22 protein-coding genes and 1 riboswitch are annotated in these 16,318 nt (G+C 68.4%); of the genes, 11 read left to right on the top strand and 11 right to left on the bottom strand.

Going from position 1 to position 16,318, the window contains the following annotated elements; translation table 11 throughout:
• Positions 1–14: 14 nt before the first annotated feature.
• On the bottom strand, positions 15–1,031 hold the full coding sequence (locus BN3385_RS11325; protein WP_059016878.1) for an AurF N-oxygenase family protein: 1,017 nt from the start codon (positions 1,029–1,031) through the stop codon (positions 15–17).
• 142 nt (positions 1,032–1,173) lie between these two features.
• Here BN3385_RS11325 and serC point away from each other — a divergent pair, with 142 nt between their 5' ends.
• Positions 1,174–2,292: a phosphoserine transaminase gene (gene serC / locus BN3385_RS11320; protein WP_059016877.1), complete on the top strand. Its 1,119-nt coding sequence runs from the start codon at positions 1,174–1,176 to the stop codon at positions 2,290–2,292.
• Between the two features lie 64 nt (positions 2,293–2,356).
• Positions 2,357–3,133 (top strand): septation protein SepH, encoded by a 777-nt coding sequence (gene sepH / locus BN3385_RS11315; RefSeq protein WP_059016876.1) that lies wholly within the window; start codon positions 2,357–2,359, stop codon positions 3,131–3,133.
• A 1-nt stretch (position 3,134) separates the two neighbouring features.
• Here sepH and BN3385_RS11310 read toward each other — a convergent pair whose 3' ends face one another.
• Genes BN3385_RS11310 through BN3385_RS11300 form a run of 3 tightly spaced genes read right to left on the bottom strand, consistent with a single transcriptional unit; the run spans position 3,135 to position 4,679 of the window.
• The gene (locus BN3385_RS11310) at positions 3,135–3,404 is read right to left on the bottom strand and encodes a DUF2537 domain-containing protein (RefSeq protein ID WP_059016875.1); all 270 of its coding nucleotides are present in this window, start codon (positions 3,402–3,404) and stop codon (positions 3,135–3,137) included.
• A gap of 10 nt (positions 3,405–3,414) precedes the next feature.
• The gene (locus BN3385_RS11305) at positions 3,415–4,251 is read right to left on the bottom strand and encodes a TrmH family RNA methyltransferase (protein ID WP_059016874.1); all 837 of its coding nucleotides are present in this window, start codon (positions 4,249–4,251) and stop codon (positions 3,415–3,417) included.
• A complete protein-coding gene (locus BN3385_RS11300) occupies positions 4,248–4,679 on the bottom strand; it encodes an Rv0880 family HTH-type transcriptional regulator (protein WP_059016873.1) in 432 nt (143 codons plus the stop codon). Before BN3385_RS11300 ends, BN3385_RS11305 begins: the two co-directional genes overlap by 4 nt.
• Positions 4,680–4,776: 97 nt before the next feature.
• On the opposite strand from BN3385_RS11300, the gene BN3385_RS11295 reads away from it, so the two are divergent.
• On the top strand, positions 4,777–5,067 hold the full coding sequence (locus BN3385_RS11295) for a DUF2530 domain-containing protein (protein ID WP_059016872.1): 291 nt from the start codon (positions 4,777–4,779) through the stop codon (positions 5,065–5,067).
• Positions 5,068–5,081: 14 nt separating this feature from the next.
• On the top strand, positions 5,082–5,534 hold the full coding sequence (locus tag BN3385_RS11290; protein WP_059016871.1) for an SRPBCC family protein: 453 nt from the start codon (positions 5,082–5,084) through the stop codon (positions 5,532–5,534).
• Here BN3385_RS11290 and BN3385_RS11285 read toward each other — a convergent pair.
• On the bottom strand, positions 5,531–6,505 hold the full coding sequence (locus BN3385_RS11285) for a DUF3027 domain-containing protein (protein ID WP_059016870.1): 975 nt from the start codon (positions 6,503–6,505) through the stop codon (positions 5,531–5,533). The two genes, BN3385_RS11290 and BN3385_RS11285, sit on opposite strands and share 4 nt — an antisense overlap.
• A 181-nt stretch (positions 6,506–6,686) precedes the next feature.
• On the opposite strand from BN3385_RS11285, the gene BN3385_RS11280 reads away from it, so the two are divergent.
• The 3 genes from BN3385_RS11280 to BN3385_RS11270 all read left to right on the top strand — a co-directional run bounded on the left by BN3385_RS11280 (position 6,687) and on the right by BN3385_RS11270 (position 9,744).
• Positions 6,687–8,288 carry an MFS transporter gene (locus BN3385_RS11280; RefSeq protein WP_059016869.1) on the top strand — a complete coding sequence of 534 codons (1,602 nt, stop codon included), beginning with the start codon at positions 6,687–6,689 and terminating at the stop codon, positions 8,286–8,288.
• Complete coding sequence (locus BN3385_RS11275; RefSeq protein ID WP_059016868.1) at positions 8,285–8,779, top strand: DUF2771 domain-containing protein; 495 nt, start codon at positions 8,285–8,287, stop codon at positions 8,777–8,779. Before BN3385_RS11280 ends, BN3385_RS11275 begins: the two co-directional genes overlap by 4 nt.
• 101 nt (positions 8,780–8,880) lie before the next feature.
• The gene (locus BN3385_RS11270) at positions 8,881–9,744 is read left to right on the top strand and encodes a DUF559 domain-containing protein (RefSeq protein ID WP_059021813.1); all 864 of its coding nucleotides are present in this window, start codon (positions 8,881–8,883) and stop codon (positions 9,742–9,744) included.
• 55 nt (positions 9,745–9,799) lie between these two features.
• On the opposite strand, the gene BN3385_RS11265 is transcribed toward BN3385_RS11270, so the two are convergent.
• Complete coding sequence (locus tag BN3385_RS11265; RefSeq protein ID WP_059016867.1) at positions 9,800–10,804, bottom strand: glutathione S-transferase family protein; 1,005 nt, start codon at positions 10,802–10,804, stop codon at positions 9,800–9,802.
• Positions 10,805–10,843: 39 nt separating this feature from the next.
• Complete coding sequence (locus tag BN3385_RS11260) at positions 10,844–11,254, bottom strand: cold-shock protein (protein ID WP_059016866.1); 411 nt, start codon at positions 11,252–11,254, stop codon at positions 10,844–10,846.
• A 145-nt stretch (positions 11,255–11,399) separates the two neighbouring features.
• Between BN3385_RS11260 and BN3385_RS11255 the strand changes: the two genes are divergently transcribed.
• From BN3385_RS11255 to BN3385_RS11240, 4 genes are all read left to right on the top strand, one after another.
• Positions 11,400–11,792 (top strand): YccF domain-containing protein, encoded by a 393-nt coding sequence (locus BN3385_RS11255; protein WP_059016865.1) that lies wholly within the window; start codon positions 11,400–11,402, stop codon positions 11,790–11,792.
• Positions 11,789–12,853 carry a GTP 3',8-cyclase MoaA gene (gene moaA, locus BN3385_RS11250; protein ID WP_059016864.1) on the top strand — a complete coding sequence of 355 codons (1,065 nt, stop codon included), beginning with the start codon at positions 11,789–11,791 and terminating at the stop codon, positions 12,851–12,853. The genes BN3385_RS11255 and moaA overlap by 4 nt, the downstream gene beginning before the upstream one ends.
• 1 nt (position 12,854) lies before the next feature.
• Positions 12,855–13,133, top strand: a complete 279-nt coding sequence (locus tag BN3385_RS11245) for a MoaD/ThiS family protein (RefSeq protein ID WP_059016863.1) — start codon at positions 12,855–12,857, stop codon at positions 13,131–13,133.
• A gap of 216 nt (positions 13,134–13,349) precedes the next feature.
• Positions 13,350–13,564, top strand: a riboswitch (cyclic di-AMP (ydaO/yuaA leader).
• Positions 13,565–13,573: 9 nt separating this feature from the next.
• On the top strand, positions 13,574–14,677 hold the full coding sequence (locus BN3385_RS11240; protein ID WP_059016862.1) for a transglycosylase family protein: 1,104 nt from the start codon (positions 13,574–13,576) through the stop codon (positions 14,675–14,677).
• A 4-nt stretch (positions 14,678–14,681) separates the two neighbouring features.
• Here BN3385_RS11240 and BN3385_RS11235 read toward each other — a convergent pair whose 3' ends face one another.
• The 4 genes from BN3385_RS11235 to BN3385_RS11220 are packed head-to-tail and all read right to left on the bottom strand — an operon-like array spanning position 14,682 to position 16,295.
• Entirely contained in the window at positions 14,682–15,107 is a 426-nt protein-coding gene (locus tag BN3385_RS11235) for a molybdenum cofactor biosynthesis protein MoaE (protein ID WP_059016861.1), read from the bottom strand.
• Positions 15,104–15,583, bottom strand: a complete 480-nt coding sequence (locus tag BN3385_RS11230; protein ID WP_059016860.1) for a MogA/MoaB family molybdenum cofactor biosynthesis protein — start codon at positions 15,581–15,583, stop codon at positions 15,104–15,106. The genes BN3385_RS11235 and BN3385_RS11230 overlap by 4 nt, the downstream gene beginning before the upstream one ends.
• A complete protein-coding gene (gene moaC / locus BN3385_RS11225; RefSeq protein ID WP_231748839.1) occupies positions 15,580–16,011 on the bottom strand; it encodes a cyclic pyranopterin monophosphate synthase MoaC in 432 nt (143 codons plus the stop codon). Before moaC ends, BN3385_RS11230 begins: the two co-directional genes overlap by 4 nt.
• 59 nt (positions 16,012–16,070) lie before the next feature.
• Positions 16,071–16,295 carry a hypothetical protein gene (locus tag BN3385_RS11220; protein WP_059016858.1) on the bottom strand — a complete coding sequence of 75 codons (225 nt, stop codon included), beginning with the start codon at positions 16,293–16,295 and terminating at the stop codon, positions 16,071–16,073.
• Positions 16,296–16,318: the final 23 nt, after the last annotated feature.

The following is a 16,318-nucleotide window of genomic DNA, read 5'->3' as shown; positions in this document are numbered from 1 at the left end:
TGCGGCCGCCCGGGTCAGGCGGCGGAGACCACGTGCCGGCGCTGCGGCTCGCTGCGGAATCGGCTCGGCGGGCCGTCGATCCTGAGCAGCCGCCACATCAGCTTTGCTGGCGGATTCATCAGACCGGTGTCGTGGCACAACATCCGGACGTCGCCGAACATGTCGCGCAGCATTTGCCGTGACTCCGGCGACCTGAAGAACAGCTCCTTGCGGACCTCGCGCGGGATGCCGAACTCCCGGAAGAAGCTGCGCGGCGGCACGATGATCGCCTGGCAGCCGAGCCGCATCATCCATGGCACGTTCAACGACAGCCAGAACCGCTTGCGGGCCGGCATGTTGGGCACCCGCTTGCGCAGATACTCGTGAGCAAACGAGATGTGCCGGGCCTCCTCGGCGATGTGGATGGCCATCACGCGTTCCATGATCGGGTGCGGCGTCTTGCCCTCGCGCAGCACGTCCTTCTGGGTGTGATCGATCGGTTCCTCCCCGGCGAGCACCCCGAAGAAGAACGGAATGGGCAGCGGTCCGGCAACCAGTGGGATCAGCGGCGAGAGCCAGCGCAGCAGTCGCGGCATGCCCGCGGCGTCGACGCCGATGCGGTTCACCATCTCCTGAAACATCATGGTGTGGTTGCATTCTTCGACCGACTCGTGCAGGCAGTACCGGTACTCGGGCGAGCCGTTGGGCAGCCAGGACGCGTAGTTCGTCAGGCCGCGAATCAGGATGAGCTCGAACTGCAGACCCACCTTGGCGACGTTGGCCTGCCGCCACCTGCCGATCTCGATCTGCTTGGCGACGGGCTGTGCCCGGTACCACGGATGGCGACCGAGCGGGTCGGAGTCCGGCAGGATCCAGCGTTCGTCGTTCTCGACGACAGCGAACTCTGGCGAGTCCCAGTCGATGTCGGTGTACGGGTTGAAGTTCCGCCGCACCGACCCCTCCGAGAGGGTGGTCAGCATGTCCACGTACTCGGCGTCATCGCGCACTTCCATGTTGTTGCGCCAACGCCTGACCAGCTTGGTCCTCGCCATGACATCCTCCCAAGAGGTTTACATCGGGCCGGTGGTTGTCCAAACGGTACCGCAGGTATCGCCTAAGTGTCCATACCCGATTTCCGGCTTTGCTGAACGCCTCGATTTCGAGACCAGGACCACGGACTTCTAGGCTTGAGCCATGGCTGACCAGCTGACCATCCCGGAAAACCTCAGACCTGCCGATGGCCGCTTCGGGTGCGGACCGTCGAAGGTGCGCCCCGAGCAGCTGCAGGCGCTGACCACCACCGCCGCCGGACTGTTCGGCACCTCGCACCGCCAGGCGCCGGTGAAGAACCTGGTCGGACGGGTCCGCGACGGCCTGCGTGAGGTGTTCTCCCTGCCCGAGGGCTACGAGGTGATCCTGGGCAACGGCGGCGCCACCGCGTTCTGGGATGCCGCCGCATTCGGCCTCATCGACAAGAAGTCGCTGCACCTGACGTTCGGCGAGTTCTCCGCCAAGTTCGCCTCGGCGGTGGCCGCCAACCCGTTCGTCGGCGATCCCATCGTGATCAAGGCCGACGCCGGCAGCGCCCCCGAGCCGCAGTCCGATCCCTCGGTCGACGCGATCGCCTGGGCCCACAACGAGACCTCGACAGGCGTGGCCGTGCCGGTCAAGCGTCCCGCCGGATCCGGTGAGGCCCTGGTTCTGATCGACGCCACCTCCGGCGCGGGCGGCCTGCCCGTCGACGTGCGCGAGGTCGACGCCTACTACTTCGCGCCGCAGAAGAACTTCGCCAGCGACGGCGGCCTGTGGTTTGCACTGCTCTCACCGGCCGCCCTGGCCCGGGTCGAGGCCATCGCCGCCTCGGGCCGCTGGGTGCCGGACTTCCTGTCGCTGCCGATCGCTGTCGACAACAGCCTGAAGAACCAGACGTACAACACCCCGGCCATCGGCACCCTGGCCCTGATGGCCGAGCAGGTCGACTGGATGAACGGCAACGGCGGCCTGGACTGGGCGGTCAAGCGCACCGCCGACTCCTCGCAGCGGCTGTACTCGTGGGCCGAGGCGTCGTCCTATGCCACCCCGTTCGTCGCCGATCCCGCACTGCGCAGCCAGGTGGTGGGCACCATCGACTTCTCCGACGAGGTCGACGCCGCCGCCGTGGCCAAGATCCTGCGCGCCAACGGCATCGTCGACACCGAGCCGTACCGCAAGCTCGGCCGCAACCAGTTGCGCATCGCGATGTTCCCGGCCATCGAGCCCGACGACGTCGAGGCGCTGACCCGCTGCGTCGACTGGGTCGTCGAACGGCTGTAACTCCAGCGTGTCCTCACCGTGATCTTTCGGGCTCTGAGTTAGAGTCCCGACGAAGGAGGTCGGCATGCGGGAACTGAAGGTGATCGGACTCGATGTCGACGGCAAAGCCATCATTTGCGAAGGTCGCGACCCGTCCGACAAATTTCTCATTCCTGTCGACGATCGGCTGCGCGCCGCCGTGCGCGGTGACCGGTCACTGGGTCAGACCCTGAGGGACATCGAGGTCAAAGGCGTGTTGCGGCCCAAGGACATTCAGGCTCGCATCCGAGCGGGCGCCTCCGTCGAACAGCTTGCCGAACAATCCGGCATGGACGTGAGCAAGATCGAGCGGTTCGCCCATCCGGTGCTGCTGGAGCGCCAGCGCGCCGCCGAACTGGCCACCGCCGCTCACCCGGTGCTGGCCGACGGCCCCGCCGTGGTGACCCTGCTGGAAGCCATCAGCGCCTGGCTCGCCGGCCGGGGCCTGAGCTCGGAGGCCACCACCTGGGATGCCTGGCGCAACGAGGACGGTCGCTGGACCGTGCAGATGGCCTGGCAGGCCGGTCTGTCGGACAACGTCGCGCACTTCCGGTTCTCCCCGGGCGCCCATGGCGGCACCGTGACCGCGCTCGACGACGCGGCTAACGAACTCATCGACCCCAACTTCGAGCGCACGCTGCGGCCGGTGGCCCCGGTGGCACATGTGGACTTCGAGGAACAGCCCGAGCCGGAGCCCGCTCCCGTCGAAGCCGAACCTTCGCCGCCGGTGCCGCCCGTGCGGGCCAAGCGCACGAAGGCCAAGCCGGTTGTCCCGGCCTGGGAGGACGTCCTGCTGGGAGTACGCTCCAGCGGCGATCGCTGAGCTACCGCAGGGCCAGTGCCAGCAGGGTGATCCACCCGATGGTCACACCGATGCCTGCGCCCAGCACGAACCACCGCCGTACCGGAATCTGACGCCAGCCCCACAGCGTCGGCGCCAGCCCACCGACCGCGATCAGGTTGAGCGCCACCGCGACCAGGGGATGCACCCGGATCATCCCGAGGCTCAGCACCACGATCGCGGCGCCCACGATCGCCGCGACGGCAGCCGCGACCGTCAGCCCGGTCCCCCACGGCGTCGACTCCTCGGTCACAGCAGGAAGACTAGCCAACCGAGCGGGCCCGTTCGTAGAACGCCAGCGCAGCGGCCGTGGCCACGTTGAGCGAGTCGGTACCCCGCGACATCGGGATCCGCACCCGCACGTCGCTGGCCCGCATCGCCGTCTCGGTCAGCCCCGGCCCCTCCGCTCCGACCAGCACCGCCACCTTCTGGCCGATCAACTCGTCCATCGCGGTCGCCAGGGTCTGCGCTTGCGGATTGGGCGTCATTGCGAGCAGCCGAAAACCTTGCTGGCGAAGGTCATTGAGGTCGGCGGGCCAATGCTGCGCCTTGGCGAAGGGCACCAGCAGGGCGTGCCCCATCGACACCCGCACCGCCCGCCGGTAGAGCGGATCGGCGCAGCCCGTCCCGAAAATCACCGCGTCGACCCCGAGCCCGGCGGCATTGCGGAAGATCGAACCGAGGTTCTCGTGGTCGTTGACCCCTTCCAGGACGGCCACGGTGCGGGCCCCCTCGATCACCTGGCTGACGGCCAGTTCGGCCGGCCGGCGGGCGGCGGCCAGGACGCCACGGTTGAGGTGGAAGCCGACCACCTCGGCCATCACCTCGGCACTGGCCCGGTAGTACGGCACCGGCACACCGGCAAGGTCCGCGGCCAGCTCGGCGAGACGGCGCTCGGTCCCCAGGAATGCGTGCGGAGTGAACCGGGAGGCCAGCATGCGCTGGGCGACCAGCACTCCCTCTGCGATCACCAAGCCCTTGCCGGTGGGCAGGTCGGGCCTGCGATCCACGCTGTTGAGATCGCGGAAGTCATCAACCCTGGGGTCAGCGGGATCGGTGATGTCGATGACGTCGGGCGCGCCAGATACCTTGTCGCTCACAAGTCTTCGTCGACGAGGGCCGTCATGAGATCGGCAGCGCGCAGCAGGATGTCCCGGTCCTCGGGGGCCAGGGTGGCCAGCCGCTTGCTCAGCCATTCCTGGCTGGCCTGCCGCTCGCTGTCGACCAGGTCCGCCCCGCTCGGTGACACCGCGACAAGGACCTGCCGCCCGTCGGCCGGATGCGCGGTGCGCTCCACCAGGCCCAGATCGGTGAGCGACCCGATGACCCGCGTCATCGATGGGGGCCGGACCCGTTCCCGCACGGCCAGCGCGCCGGGGGTCATCGCCCCTTCTTTGGCCAGGGTCGCCAGTGCGGACAACTGCGAGAGTGTGACGGTCGATTCGACGCGGCGGAACCGGAGTTGGCGCGCGAGGCGGACGACGGCGAGCGACAGATCGCCGGCCAGCCGCACATCCCCTTCGTTCACATCGCAAACATACGACACAACAGCTCCGAAACCTCTCAACCTGCAACTACCGATCTGGGCACCCTACCGGCCACCCCATCGGTTAGGTTGGACCGCAATGCCTTCCGACCCGCGCGAGCCAGGTGCAGCGCCGACGGCCGAACCTGAGCCGCCGGCCTTGCCCGCGGGCCTGCTCGACCCCTGGCCGGTCATCGTCACCGGGGCCATCCTGTGGGCGCTGGCGGCGATCGCCGCGTTCACCGTGCCCGCACTGGAGACCTGGCGGCCGATCGCGGTCGCCGGCCTGGGTGTCGGGGTCGTCGGCACCTCGATTTTTCTGTGGCAGCGCACGGCTGCCCGGCGCGGTGCCCGAGGTGCCCAAACCGGCATCGAGCCGCGCCGCAACTGACTAAGGAGAAACCAATGGCAGCGCCGCTGTTGCAAGCAGAGATCGAGATCAACGCTCCGGTGAGCAAGGTCTGGAACCTCATCTCGGACCTGGGCAAGATGCCGCGGTGGAGCCCGCAGTGCCGGGTGATGAGGGCACTGGGGCCGCTGCGCCCGGGCACCCGCACCCTGAATCTGAACCGGCGCAACAACCTGTTCTGGCCGACGACGTCGACCATCACCGAGGTGATCCCGGAACGCAAACTGGCGTTCCGGGTCAACGCCAACAACACCGTGTGGAGCTACGAACTGGAGCCCACCGAGACCGGCACCCGCGTGGTGGAGACCCGGCATGCCGAGAACGGCGTCAAGGCGATCTCGACGATGACGGTCAATGCCGTCCTGGGCGGGGTGCCGGGCTTCGAGAAGGAACTCGTCGCCGGGATGAACACGTCGCTGGCCCGCATCAAGGCCGCCGCGGAACGCTAGTCGGCGGGGTCGGCCGGCTCGGCGTCTTCTTCTTCGGCAGCGGTCAGCTCGGGCTGTTCGGCTTCGGGCTGTTCGGCTTCGCGCTGTTCGGCTTCGGCGGCCTCCACGAGCGGCTCCTCGGCCGTCTCCACTTCGGCCGGAACCTCCTCGGCCTCTGCGGCGGGCTCCTCCTGGACCGGCTCGGCGGGAGCGATCTCGACCACGTCGAGCACCCCGTCGTCGAACGGGTCGTACATCGGTGACCCACTGCCCGGAGGCTGCGGGGTGTCGGAGTGCGCGCCGCAGCCGTACTCGAAGTCCACGACGTGCCCGTCGGCGGCCAGCTCGTTGCAGCAGACGCCGAACATCACGCCGAGCGCGCCGTCGAGACGAACCATGAAGCCGCAGTCCCGGCAGACCCGCTTGGTGGACCGGGCCATCGGCGCACCGGGCCCGTGGTCGCCGTCATGCCAGCGCTGGGCGGCCAGATCCCGGCCGAACGCACTGAGCACCTGACGGCGCCCGAAGCCGACCTCGAGGGCCGTGTCGTCGACCAGCGGGTCGCCGGTCGCGGTGAATCCGGGCGCCAACCGCGGGTCGTCGACGGGCGGGGCCAGCAGATCGCCGGGGCTCAGGTCGCCCGGCTGGACCCGGTTCTCCCACGGCACCCAAGGCGGGGGCAGCAGGGCCGTGGGCCCCGGCACCAGGACAACTTCGCTGACCGTGGCGTGATCGGCGCCCGGATAGGTCGCCACGACCACGGCCCACTGCCAGCCCTGATAGCCGGGCATGTTCGCCAAGAAGCGGTGCGTGGCGGCCGTCTCGTCCTCGTAGGCGACGCCGAGATACTCCCCGACCGTCTCGCCGCTGAACTCCACGATCGCCTGACGAGCCAGGTCCACCGCACCGTCGAGCACCGCGGCAACCGCGGCCGACGGCGGTGCCGGTTCTACCGGTGCCGTGGATTCAGCGGAGTCGATCTGGCTTTCCATCGTCACCAATCTTGCCTCACGACTCCTTCGGGCAGCCACACCGGTCGCGTCTGCGTCGGACCACCGGGGAATGGGGGAGAATCGTGACGTGTCTGGAAGGCGGCGCGACCACCCGAGCGCGGAACCGGAGTCCGGCCCGGGTCGCCGCTATCCCGACGACGGAACGGGCGAGCATCCCGGCATGGCGAACTACCCCAGCGACGAGGACGCCCGCTACGGCACCGCCTCGGCACGGCGGTCAAACCCGATGCCCAGCGCCAACCGCTACCTGCCCCCGCTGAACTCCGAGCGCGGCCACACCGCCGGTGCCGAGGCGCCGCCCCGCCGCGGTGTCGGTGACGGCGCGGGCGAGCGCATCACCGTCACGCGGGCTGCCGCGATGCGCAGCCGCGAAATGGGCGAGCGGATGTACTCGATGGTCCATCGGGCGGCCACCGCCGACGGCGCGGACAAATCAGGCCTGACGGCACTGACCTGGCCGGTGATGGCGAACTTCGCCGTCGACTCCGCGATGGCCGTCGCCCTGGCCAATACGTTGTTCTTCGCCGCCGCCACCGGCGAGAGCAAGGGCAAGGTCGCGCTCTATCTGCTCATCACGATCGCCCCGTTCGCGGTCATCGCACCGCTCATCGGGCCGGCCCTGGACCGGGTGCAGCACGGCAGGCGAGCGGCGTTGGCGATGTCGTTCATGCTGCGCACCGCGCTGGCGATCGTGCTGATCATGAACTACGACGGCGCCACCGGCAGCTACCCGTCATGGGTGCTGTATCCGTGTGCGCTCGGAATGATGGTGCTGTCCAAGTCTTTCAGCGTGCTGCGCAGTGCGGTGACCCCGCGAGTGATGCCGCCGACGATCGACCTGGTGCGGGTGAACTCCCGGCTCACGGTGTTCGGCCTGATTGGGGGCACCATCGTCGGCGGCGGTATCGCCGCGGGGATCGAGTATCTGTTCACGACGCTGTTCGCCTTGCCGGGTGCGCTGTTCGTGGTCGTCTTCGTGACTCTCGCCGGCGCCTCCCTGTCGATGCGGATACCGCGGTGGGTCGAGGTCACCGAGGGTGAGGTGCCGACCACGCTGACCTACCACGGCCGCAGTGGGCCGCTGGGCGGCTGGCCCAGTGATGCGATCACCGAGCCGATCAGTTCGCCGCGGCAACCGTTGGGCCGCAACATCATCACCTCGTTATGGGGTAACTGCACGATCAAGGCGATGGTCGGCTTCCTGTTCCTTTACCCCGCCTTCGTGGCCAAGGCACATCAGGCCAGCGGCTGGGTCCAACTGGGCATCCTGGGCACGATCGGCGCAGCTGCCGGTATCGGCAACTTCGCAGGCAACTTCGCCGCGGCCCGGCTGCGGCTGGGACGGCCGGCTCTGTTGGTGGTGCGCGCCTCGATCGCCGTCACGATCGCGGCGCTGGCGGCTGCAGTCACGGGCAATCTCATCGTCGCGGCCGTGGCCACCCTCATCACATCGGGGTCGAGCGCGATCGCCAAGGCCTCGCTGGATGCGTCGCTGCAGGACGACCTGCCCGAGGAGTCCCGCGCCTCGGCGTTCGGGCGCTCGGAGTCGGTACTCCAACTGGCGTGGGTGCTCGGCGGTGCGATCGGAGTTCTCGTCTACACCGAACTGTGGGTAGGGTTCACCGCGATCAGTGCACTGCTGATCCTCGGGCTGGCGCAGACGATCGTCTCGAGCCGCGGGGCGTCCTTGATCCCGGGCTTCGGTGGAAACCGCCCGGTGGTGGCTGAGCAGGAGGGGAAGTCGACGGTGACGAACCGGTGAGCCGTTGGCTTCGTTGGGTTCTCGCCGTCGTGGTGGTGCTCGCGTCGGCCGGTGCGGGTATCGGAGCCTGGGTGCTGACCCGTGGTTCCGACGACGACCGGATGCCGGAGATCAGTGCCTACTCGCACGGGAATTCGGTGCGCGTCGGCCCGTATGTGTACTGCAATGTCATCGACCTCAACGACTGCCAGAACCCGAAGACCCAGGGCGAACTGAAGGTCAGCGAACGCTATCCCGTGCAGCTGTCGGTACCCACCTCGATCGGGCGGGCACCGTGGCGGCTGCTCAAGGTCTACGAGAACGAGGACAACTCCACGACGTCGGCCTTCCGGCCCAATTCCACGCTGGCCGTGACCATTCCGACGGTCGATCCGCAGCGCGGCAAGCTCACCGGCGTGGTCGTGCAGTTGCTGACCTTGGTGACCGACCCGCAGGGTCAGCTGCGCGACGTACCGCACGCCGAGTGGTCGGTACGCCTGGTCTGGAACTAGCTGTGGATGAACGTCGACTTATTGCTCAAAATCCGCGCATCTGTGGATAACTAGTCCACGTTCACGCGTTCGCGTCGGTGGCGCTGCGCACCGTGACCGGTATGCAGGATCTGGACTGGCCGTTTCGGGCGAACGAGGCGCTTGCCGCGCAACTCGTCAATCGATACCGGTTGCGCAGGGATTACGAAGCCGTTCACCGCAACGTCTACATCCCGAAAGGACAGCAACTGACGCCGTTGACCCGCGCAGTTGCGGCTTGGCTGTGGGCCGAGCGGCGCGCGACACTTGCGGGCCTCTCCGCCGCGGCGGCATACCGGACGAAATGGATCGATGCGCACCTGCCCGCGGAGTTGAACAGGCGAAGCCGGGACAAGACCGCGGGCATCATCCTCCATAGCGACACGTTGAGCGATGACGAAGTGTGGGAGCGAGACGGCATGGCTGTGACCTCGCCCGCACGAACGGCGTTTGATATCGGGCGCCGAAAGGGACTGCAGCAAGCCGTGATCCGCATCGATGCCCTCATCCAGGCAACCGGCCTACGCATCACCGATGTTCACACCATCGCCGAGCGGTACCCGCGCGCCCGCGGAATCGTTCAGCTTCGCCGTGCATTGGAGCTGGCCGATCCCGGTTCGCAGTCACCGTGGGAGAGCAAGACCCGCCTGCTCATCATCGCATCGGGATTACCCCGACCGCGCTCTCAGATTCCGGTTCACCGCGACGGCTGCGTGTTCGCACGACTGGATCTGGGCTGGGAAGAGTGGCTTGTCGGTGTCGAGTTCGACGGCGCACATCACTGGACCGATCCGAAGCAACGCGCATGGGATATCGACCGCACGGCGGGCTTGGAGGCGCTGGGTTGGCGGATCATTCGGGTCAGCGCCGACCTGCTAATGAACCGACCCGACGTGGTGATTGCCCGGATTCTCGCCGCCCTGCGCGCAGCCGGGGCACCGGTCTGATGAACGTCGACTTATTGGCGACAACCGGCGGAGTTCTCGACAACAAGTTCGACGTTCACACGCCGTGACCGGTGGGCACCCGCTCGCCGTCGCGGGTGGGCCCCGGCGGCGTGCCGTCGCCGAACGGTCTGCCGCCCAAGGCTTCTCGGCCGTGCGGCGTCAGCCACGAGCTCAGATCAGGCCCCTTCGGCACGACCCCCGTGGGGTTAATGTCGGAGTGCACGATGTAGTAGTGCTGCTTGATCTGCACGAAATCGATGGTGTCACCGAAGCCCGGCGTCGCGAAGAGATCGCGCGCATAGGCCCACAGCACCGGCATCTCCGACAGCTTGGTGCGGTTGCATTTGAAGTGGCCGTGATACACCGGATCGAAGCGCGCCAACGTGGTGAACAGCCGCACGTCGGCCTCGGTGATGGTGTCCCCCACCAGGTAGCGCTGACCGGACAACCGCTCGGTGAGCCAGTCGAGGGCGGTGAACAGCCGGTCGTAGGCCTTCTCGTAGGCGTCCTGTGAGCCGGCGAAACCGCAGCGGTACACGCCGTTGTTGACCTCGGTGTATATCCGCTGGGCCACCTCGTCGATCTCGGCGCGCAACGGCTCGGGGTAGAGCTGTGGTGCGCCGTCGCGATGGTAGGCACTCCATTCGGTGGAGAAGTCCAGCGTCATCCGGGCGAAGTCATTCGTGACGACCTCGCCGGTGGCCACCTCGACGATGGCGGGCACCGTGATGCCCTTCGGGTAGTGCCGATCACGCGCGAAGTACGCGTCCTGCAACCGGGGAATCTTCAGCACCGGGTCCACCCCGCCCGGGTCCAGATCGAAGGTCCAGCTGCGCTGGTCGTGCGTCGGACCGCAGAACCCGATCGAAAGTACGTCTTCCAGACCGAGCAGCCGCCGCACGATGATCGCGCGGTTGGCCCACGGGCAGGCCCTGGCGACGATCAACCGGTAGCGCCCGGGCTCAACGGGGTAACCGTCGGCGCCGTCTGCGGTGATCCGCGTGGTGATGTAGTTGGTATCGCGCTTGAACTCGCCGTCGCCGGCCACGTAGGCACCCACGCAACCAGTGTTCCCTACTTCACCGACCGTGAAGCGGTGCTACGCGTCGAGCTCCCGCGCGACGGCCTTGACCACCTCGGAGACCCGGCGGGCCACCTTGCGGTCGGGGTAGCGCCCCTTGCGCAGCTCCGGCTGTACCGCGCCCTCGAGCAGGGTGATCATGTCCTCAACCATCCCGTGCAGCTCGTCGGGCGAGTGCTTGCGCTCGACGGCGGCGGCCTCCCGGCGGGTCCGGGTGATGCTCGGCGGCGGATCGATCAGCTTGACGCTCAACGCCTGTGGGCCGCGGCGGCCGGAGGCCACCCCGAACTCCACCTTCTGGCCGGCTTTGAGACCTTCCACGCCCTCCGGCAGCGCCGAGGAACGCACGTAGACGTCCTCACCGTCCTCCTGGGACAGGAAGCCGAATCCCTTCTCGGCGTCGTACCACTTCACCCTGCCGGTCGGCACTGGTCTCACCTGCTCTGTCTAACGGGTCCGTGACAACATGAAGCGTCCCGCGGGTGCAGGACGCGCGTGGGTGATCCTACTCGGGGAACACCGGGCCGAGCACCCCTGTTTAACTCGGTAGGCTGGCCTAACCCCTGGAGGTGACATGCGCCTGGTCCTGAACGTCATCTGGCTGCTGTTCGGTGGGTTGTGGCTGGCGCTCGGCTACGCCCTGGCCGCCCTGGTGTGTTTCGTCCTGATCATCACCATCCCGTTCGGGTTCGCCTCCCTGCGCATCGCCTCCTACGCCCTGTGGCCGTTCGGCCGGACCATCGTCGAGAAGCCCGGTCCGCGGCCCGGCGCCCTGATCGGCAACGTCATCTGGATTCTGCTGTTCGGCCTGTGGCTGGCCATCGGACATATCGTCAGCGCCGCCGCGATGGCCATCACGATCATCGGAATCCCCTTGGCGCTGGCGAACCTCAAACTCATCCCGGTCTCGTTGGTGCCCCTGGGCAAGGAGATCGTCCCCGTCGACAGCGTGCAGGCGGCCGCATGACCGACACCATGCTCGGCCTGCCCTCGATCCGCCGCGACGACGGCCGGGCACCCGAGGGCATGCCGGCGCACGGACCGTTGATCGACACCTTCGGCCGAGTGGCCACCGACCTGCGGGTGTCGCTGACCGACCGGTGCAATCTGCGCTGTACCTATTGCATGCCCGCCGAGGGGCTGGACTGGCTGCCCGGCGACGATCTACTGAGTCGCGACGAACTCGCCCGGCTGCTGCGGCTCGCGGTCACCCGGCTCGGCATCACCAACATCCGCTTCACCGGCGGTGAGCCGCTGCTCTACAAGGGCCTGGAAGACATCGTGGCGATCACCGCCGGGCTGACACCGCGCCCGGAGATCGCCCTGACCACCAACGGCGTCGGGCTGGCCCGTCGGGCCGAAGCCCTGGCGGCCGCAGGCCTGGACCGCGTCAACGTGTCCCTCGACACCGTCGATGCACAGCGGTTCACCGCGATCACCCGCCGCGACCGGCTCGACGATGTGCTCGCCGGGCTGGCCGCCGCGGCAGCCGCCGGACTGCGCCCGGTGAAGGTCAACGCCGTCCTCGACCCGGTGTCGGGTCTGGACGACGCCGTCGAACTCCTCACCTACTGTCTGCGCTTCGGCTATCAGCTGCGCATCATCGAGCAGATGCCGCTCGACGCCGGCCACCACTGGCGGCGTGACGCCACGTTGAGCGCCGATCAGATCTATGCGGCGCTGGCGGCGCGGTTTGCGCTCACCCCGGATCCCGCGCCGCGCGGATCGGCGCCTGCCCAGCTGTGGCGGGTGGACGGCGGTGAGGCCACGGTCGGCATCATCGCGTCGGTGTCGCACGCGTTCTGCTCGGCCTGCGACCGCACCCGGCTGACCGCCGACGGCCAGGTCCGCAGTTGCCTGTTCGCCACCGAGGAAACCGATCTGCGCGCGCTGCTGCGCGCCGGGGCCGACGACGACGCCCTGGAATCGGCCTGGCGCGCGGCGATGTGGCGCAAGGCCGCCGGCCACGGCATCAACGACCCCGGCTTCGTCCAGCCGCAGCGCCCGATGAGCGCGATCGGCGGCTGACATGGGTGAGGTCGCCGAGCTTTCCGAGCCGGTCGAGGTGACCGTTCGCTTCTTTGCGGCGGCGCGGGCGGCCGCTGGCACCGACACCGACGAACTCACGCTGCAGGCGGGTGCGACGGTCGCCGATGTGGTCAGTGAACTATGTTGCCGCAGTGACGAATTAGCACGCGTGTTACAGCGGTGCTCTTACCTGTGCGATGGCGTCGCAGTCCGAAATAAGGCCACCAGCCTGCGATCCGGCCAGACTGTCGACGTGCTACCCCCGTTTGCGGGCGGATGATCGTGATTTGCGTCACATCACGATCAGGTCACGAGATGGCCACGGCGTGGTGGAGTGCCTGATCTACCAGGGACAACGTCCCGATGTCGTGGGCATTTAGACCTTTTTTAAGGTTTGCCAGTACCAGAAACGCCAGATTTTGCAAAAGGTGACGACTCTCTCGACAGCCATTACCGTCACTCGGAGGTCAGCCCCCTCAACCAGGGCAGGCCCTCTCCGCACCTAGCGCCGAGCTCCATCCAAGGAGCGGGGAGACCAACGAGAACCATGGATGGAGGCGGGGGACCCAACCGGTCCACCGAGATCGACCCGGAGCCGCCCGCGGCTCCTTGGGGTGAAGCCGACGTCGTTCCTCCCGGAACGGCCCGGCCGGGCAACCTCTCCAGCCCGAACCCGACAGCTGACCTCGCAGGCGTGTTTAGAGAGGATTCAACCGACCTATGAGTGGACGGCATCGCAAGCCCACCTCCTCGTCCATCAATGTCGCCAAGATCGCCTTCACCGGAGCCGTCATCGGCGGCGGCAGCATTGCGCTGGCCGGTCAGGCCCAGGCGGCTCCCGACTCCGAATGGGATCAGGTAGCGCGCTGCGAGTCCGGCGGCAACTGGGCCATCAACACCGGCAACGGCTATCACGGTGGTCTGCAGTTCTCCCCCGGCACGTGGGCTTCCCACGGCGGCACTGCGTATGCCCCGGTTGCCTATATGGCCACCAAGGAAGAGCAGATCGCGGTCGCCGAGAAGGTCCTGGCCACCCAGGGCAAGGGCGCCTGGCCGGTCTGCGGTCGCGGCCTGTCCGGTGCGACCCCGCGCAACGTCGTCAACGAGCCCGCACCCGAGGCCCCGGCCCCGGCGGCTCCGCTGGACGCCCCGCTGCCCGACGCGCCCGTCGACGCCGCCCCGCTCGATGCTCCCGCCCCGCAGCTCGACATCGTTGAGGTGTCCCAGCAGCAGGTCCTGCCGGCCCCCGAGGCGCCGGTGGACGTCGCCGCCGAGCCGATCATCGACACCGCGCTGCAGGCTCCGGCACCGCAGGCCCCGGCCAACGCCGACGAGCAGACCATCACGGTCCAGGCCGCGTCCATCCACTCGCTGCCCCTGGCACCGGCCGACCCGGCGGTTCCGCCGGTCCTGCCGACCACGCCGGTCCCCGCTCCGGTTGATCCCGCCGCAGCACCCGCCCCGGCCACCGGCAGCGCTGTCGTCGCCTCGGCACCCGCCGCCGACGGGACCACCGTGCTGCCCGACGGTGTTCAGCACCTGTCCAGCCCGGATAATCCGCCTCCGGGGACCAGCACCGAGCCGGTCGACCCCAATCAGAGCCCGAACATCTCCTACCTCAAGGAGCTGTGGCACGCGGTCCAGACCCAGCAGATCAGCAAGGGCGACGCCCTGCTCGGACTGGCTCAGCGGCCGATGACCACCCCGGTGACCAACGATCCGACCATGGGCACCCCGCCGGCCGACCCGAACGCTCCGATTCTGGTGCCGGGCGCCCCGGCCCCGGCACCGGCCGCCGACCCGGCACCGGCTCCGGCTCAGTAAGGCCTCAGGCCGAGTTCACCCACTCGTCGGTCCCATCGGCGAAGAACTGGTGCTTCCACACCGGTAACCGCTCTTTGATGGTGTCGACGAGTCGCGCACAGGTCTCGAACGCCGCCCCCCGGTGGTCGGCCGCCACGGCGGCCACCAGGGCGGCGTCACCGATCTGCAGCGGGCCGATCCGATGACTGGCCGCGATCGCTCGCACACCGGTCGCTGTTCCGGCCACCTCGGCGAGCACCTCGAACAGCGTCTGCTCGGCCAGTGGGTGCGCCGAGTACTCCAGACGCACCACATCGCGGCCACCGTCGTGGTTGCGCACCACCCCGGAGAACGCGACCACGGCACCCGCCGCGTCGTTGGCCACCAGGTCCTCATGTTCGGTCAGCGAGATCGGCCCGTCGACCAGGGCTGCCCGCAGGATGCGTGTCATCGGCTGTGGTCTCCTCCGGCGAGTTGGTCCAGCGCATGGTCGAGGACCTCGGCGAGCACCGAAAGTCCGTCGCGCACACCGCCTGTCGAGCCAGGCAGGTTGATCACCAGCGTGCGTCCGGCCACCCCGCAGACCCCGCGGGACAGGATCGAGGTCGGCACCTTCGGCAGTCCCGATCGGCGGATGGCATCGGCGAGACCGGGGATCTGGTAGTCCAGCAGGGCGACGGTGGCCTCCGGGGTGGCGTCCGTCGGGGAGATCCCGGTACCGCCGGAGGTGATGACGACGTCGACGCCGTCGGAGATGGCCGCCCGCAGCGCATGCCCGACGGCGCTGCCGTCGACCACCACCACGGCGGCGGGAACCTCGAACCCCCGCTCGGCGAGCCAGTCCACCACGATCGGCCCGCAGCGGTCTTCGTAGACGCCCGTGGCGGCGCGGGTGGAGGCGATGACGACGCGTGCGCGGCGGCTCACGTCGCCGGTGTCCAGACGCCTGTCTTGCCGCCCTCCTTGCGCAGCACCCGGATGTCGTCGAGGCGCGCGGCCGGGTCGACGGCCTTGATCATGTCGAAGACGGTGAGGGCGGCGACGCTGACGGCGGTCAGCGCCTCCATCTCCACGCCGGTGCGGTCGGTGGTGCGCACCGAGGCGGTGAGCCCGATCTCGGCGTCCCCGATCGCGAAGTCGACGTCGATACCGGTCAGCGCCAGGGGGTGGCACAGCGGAATGAGATCACTGGTGCGCTTGGCGGCCAGGATTCCGGCCACCCGGGCGGTGGCCAGCGCATCACCCTTGGGTAGCCCGCCGGAGGTGATCAGCGAGATCACCTCTGCGGTGGTGTGGACGGTTCCCGCCGCGACTGCGGTGCGGACGGTCGCGGCCTTGTCGGTGACGTCGACCATGTGCGCCGCACCGTGTTCGTCGAGGTGCGACAGGCGGCGCTGCGGTCCGCTGCTCACCGCTACCGGTTGACGACGGTGACCGGGTGCAGGTAGGGCAGATCGGAGGCAGGCAGGGGGAAGGTGACGTCACCGAACGGGGACAGTGCGCCCACCCGGTCGGCAGCCAGTTCGCTCACCGCATGGTCATCGGGGTCGCGGGTCGGCCAGCCGTTGTCGACATACCTGGTCTTGGTCTTCTCAGCCACGCCTTCATTCTGACACTCCTGCGCGGCAGGTGTGCACATAGCCACCTGTTTTAGGCTGGTGA

Origin of the sequence: Mycobacterium sp. M26 (genome assembly GCF_001494595.1) — a bacterium.
Taxonomy (GTDB): domain Bacteria; phylum Actinomycetota; class Actinomycetes; order Mycobacteriales; family Mycobacteriaceae; genus Mycobacterium.
The sequence above is the reverse complement of the archived record's forward strand: the minus strand, read 5'-3'. Positions and strand labels throughout refer to the sequence as shown.

Coding starts and splice junctions, on each gene's coding strand:
- BN3385_RS11325 (WP_059016878.1), bottom strand. CDS start 1,031: ATGGCGAGGACCAAGCTGGTCAGGCGTTGGCGCAACAACATGGAAGTG.
- serC (WP_059016877.1), top strand. CDS start 1,174: ATGGCTGACCAGCTGACCATCCCGGAAAACCTCAGACCTGCCGATGGC.
- sepH (WP_059016876.1), top strand. CDS start 2,357: ATGCGGGAACTGAAGGTGATCGGACTCGATGTCGACGGCAAAGCCATC.
- BN3385_RS11295 (WP_059016872.1), top strand. CDS start 4,777: ATGCCTTCCGACCCGCGCGAGCCAGGTGCAGCGCCGACGGCCGAACCT.
- BN3385_RS11290 (WP_059016871.1), top strand. CDS start 5,082: ATGGCAGCGCCGCTGTTGCAAGCAGAGATCGAGATCAACGCTCCGGTG.
- BN3385_RS11285 (WP_059016870.1), bottom strand. CDS start 6,505: ATGGAAAGCCAGATCGACTCCGCTGAATCCACGGCACCGGTAGAACCG.
- BN3385_RS11280 (WP_059016869.1), top strand. CDS start 6,687: ATGGCGAACTACCCCAGCGACGAGGACGCCCGCTACGGCACCGCCTCG.
- BN3385_RS11270 (WP_059021813.1), top strand. CDS start 8,881: ATGCAGGATCTGGACTGGCCGTTTCGGGCGAACGAGGCGCTTGCCGCG.
- BN3385_RS11255 (WP_059016865.1), top strand. CDS start 11,400: ATGCGCCTGGTCCTGAACGTCATCTGGCTGCTGTTCGGTGGGTTGTGG.
- moaA (WP_059016864.1), top strand. CDS start 11,789: ATGACCGACACCATGCTCGGCCTGCCCTCGATCCGCCGCGACGACGGC.
- BN3385_RS11245 (WP_059016863.1), top strand. CDS start 12,855: ATGGGTGAGGTCGCCGAGCTTTCCGAGCCGGTCGAGGTGACCGTTCGC.
- BN3385_RS11240 (WP_059016862.1), top strand. CDS start 13,574: ATGAGTGGACGGCATCGCAAGCCCACCTCCTCGTCCATCAATGTCGCC.
- BN3385_RS11235 (WP_059016861.1), bottom strand. CDS start 15,107: ATGACACGCATCCTGCGGGCAGCCCTGGTCGACGGGCCGATCTCGCTG.
- moaC (WP_231748839.1), bottom strand. CDS start 16,011: ATGGTCGACGTCACCGACAAGGCCGCGACCGTCCGCACCGCAGTCGCG.
- BN3385_RS11220 (WP_059016858.1), bottom strand. CDS start 16,295: ATGTGCACACCTGCCGCGCAGGAGTGTCAGAATGAAGGCGTGGCTGAG.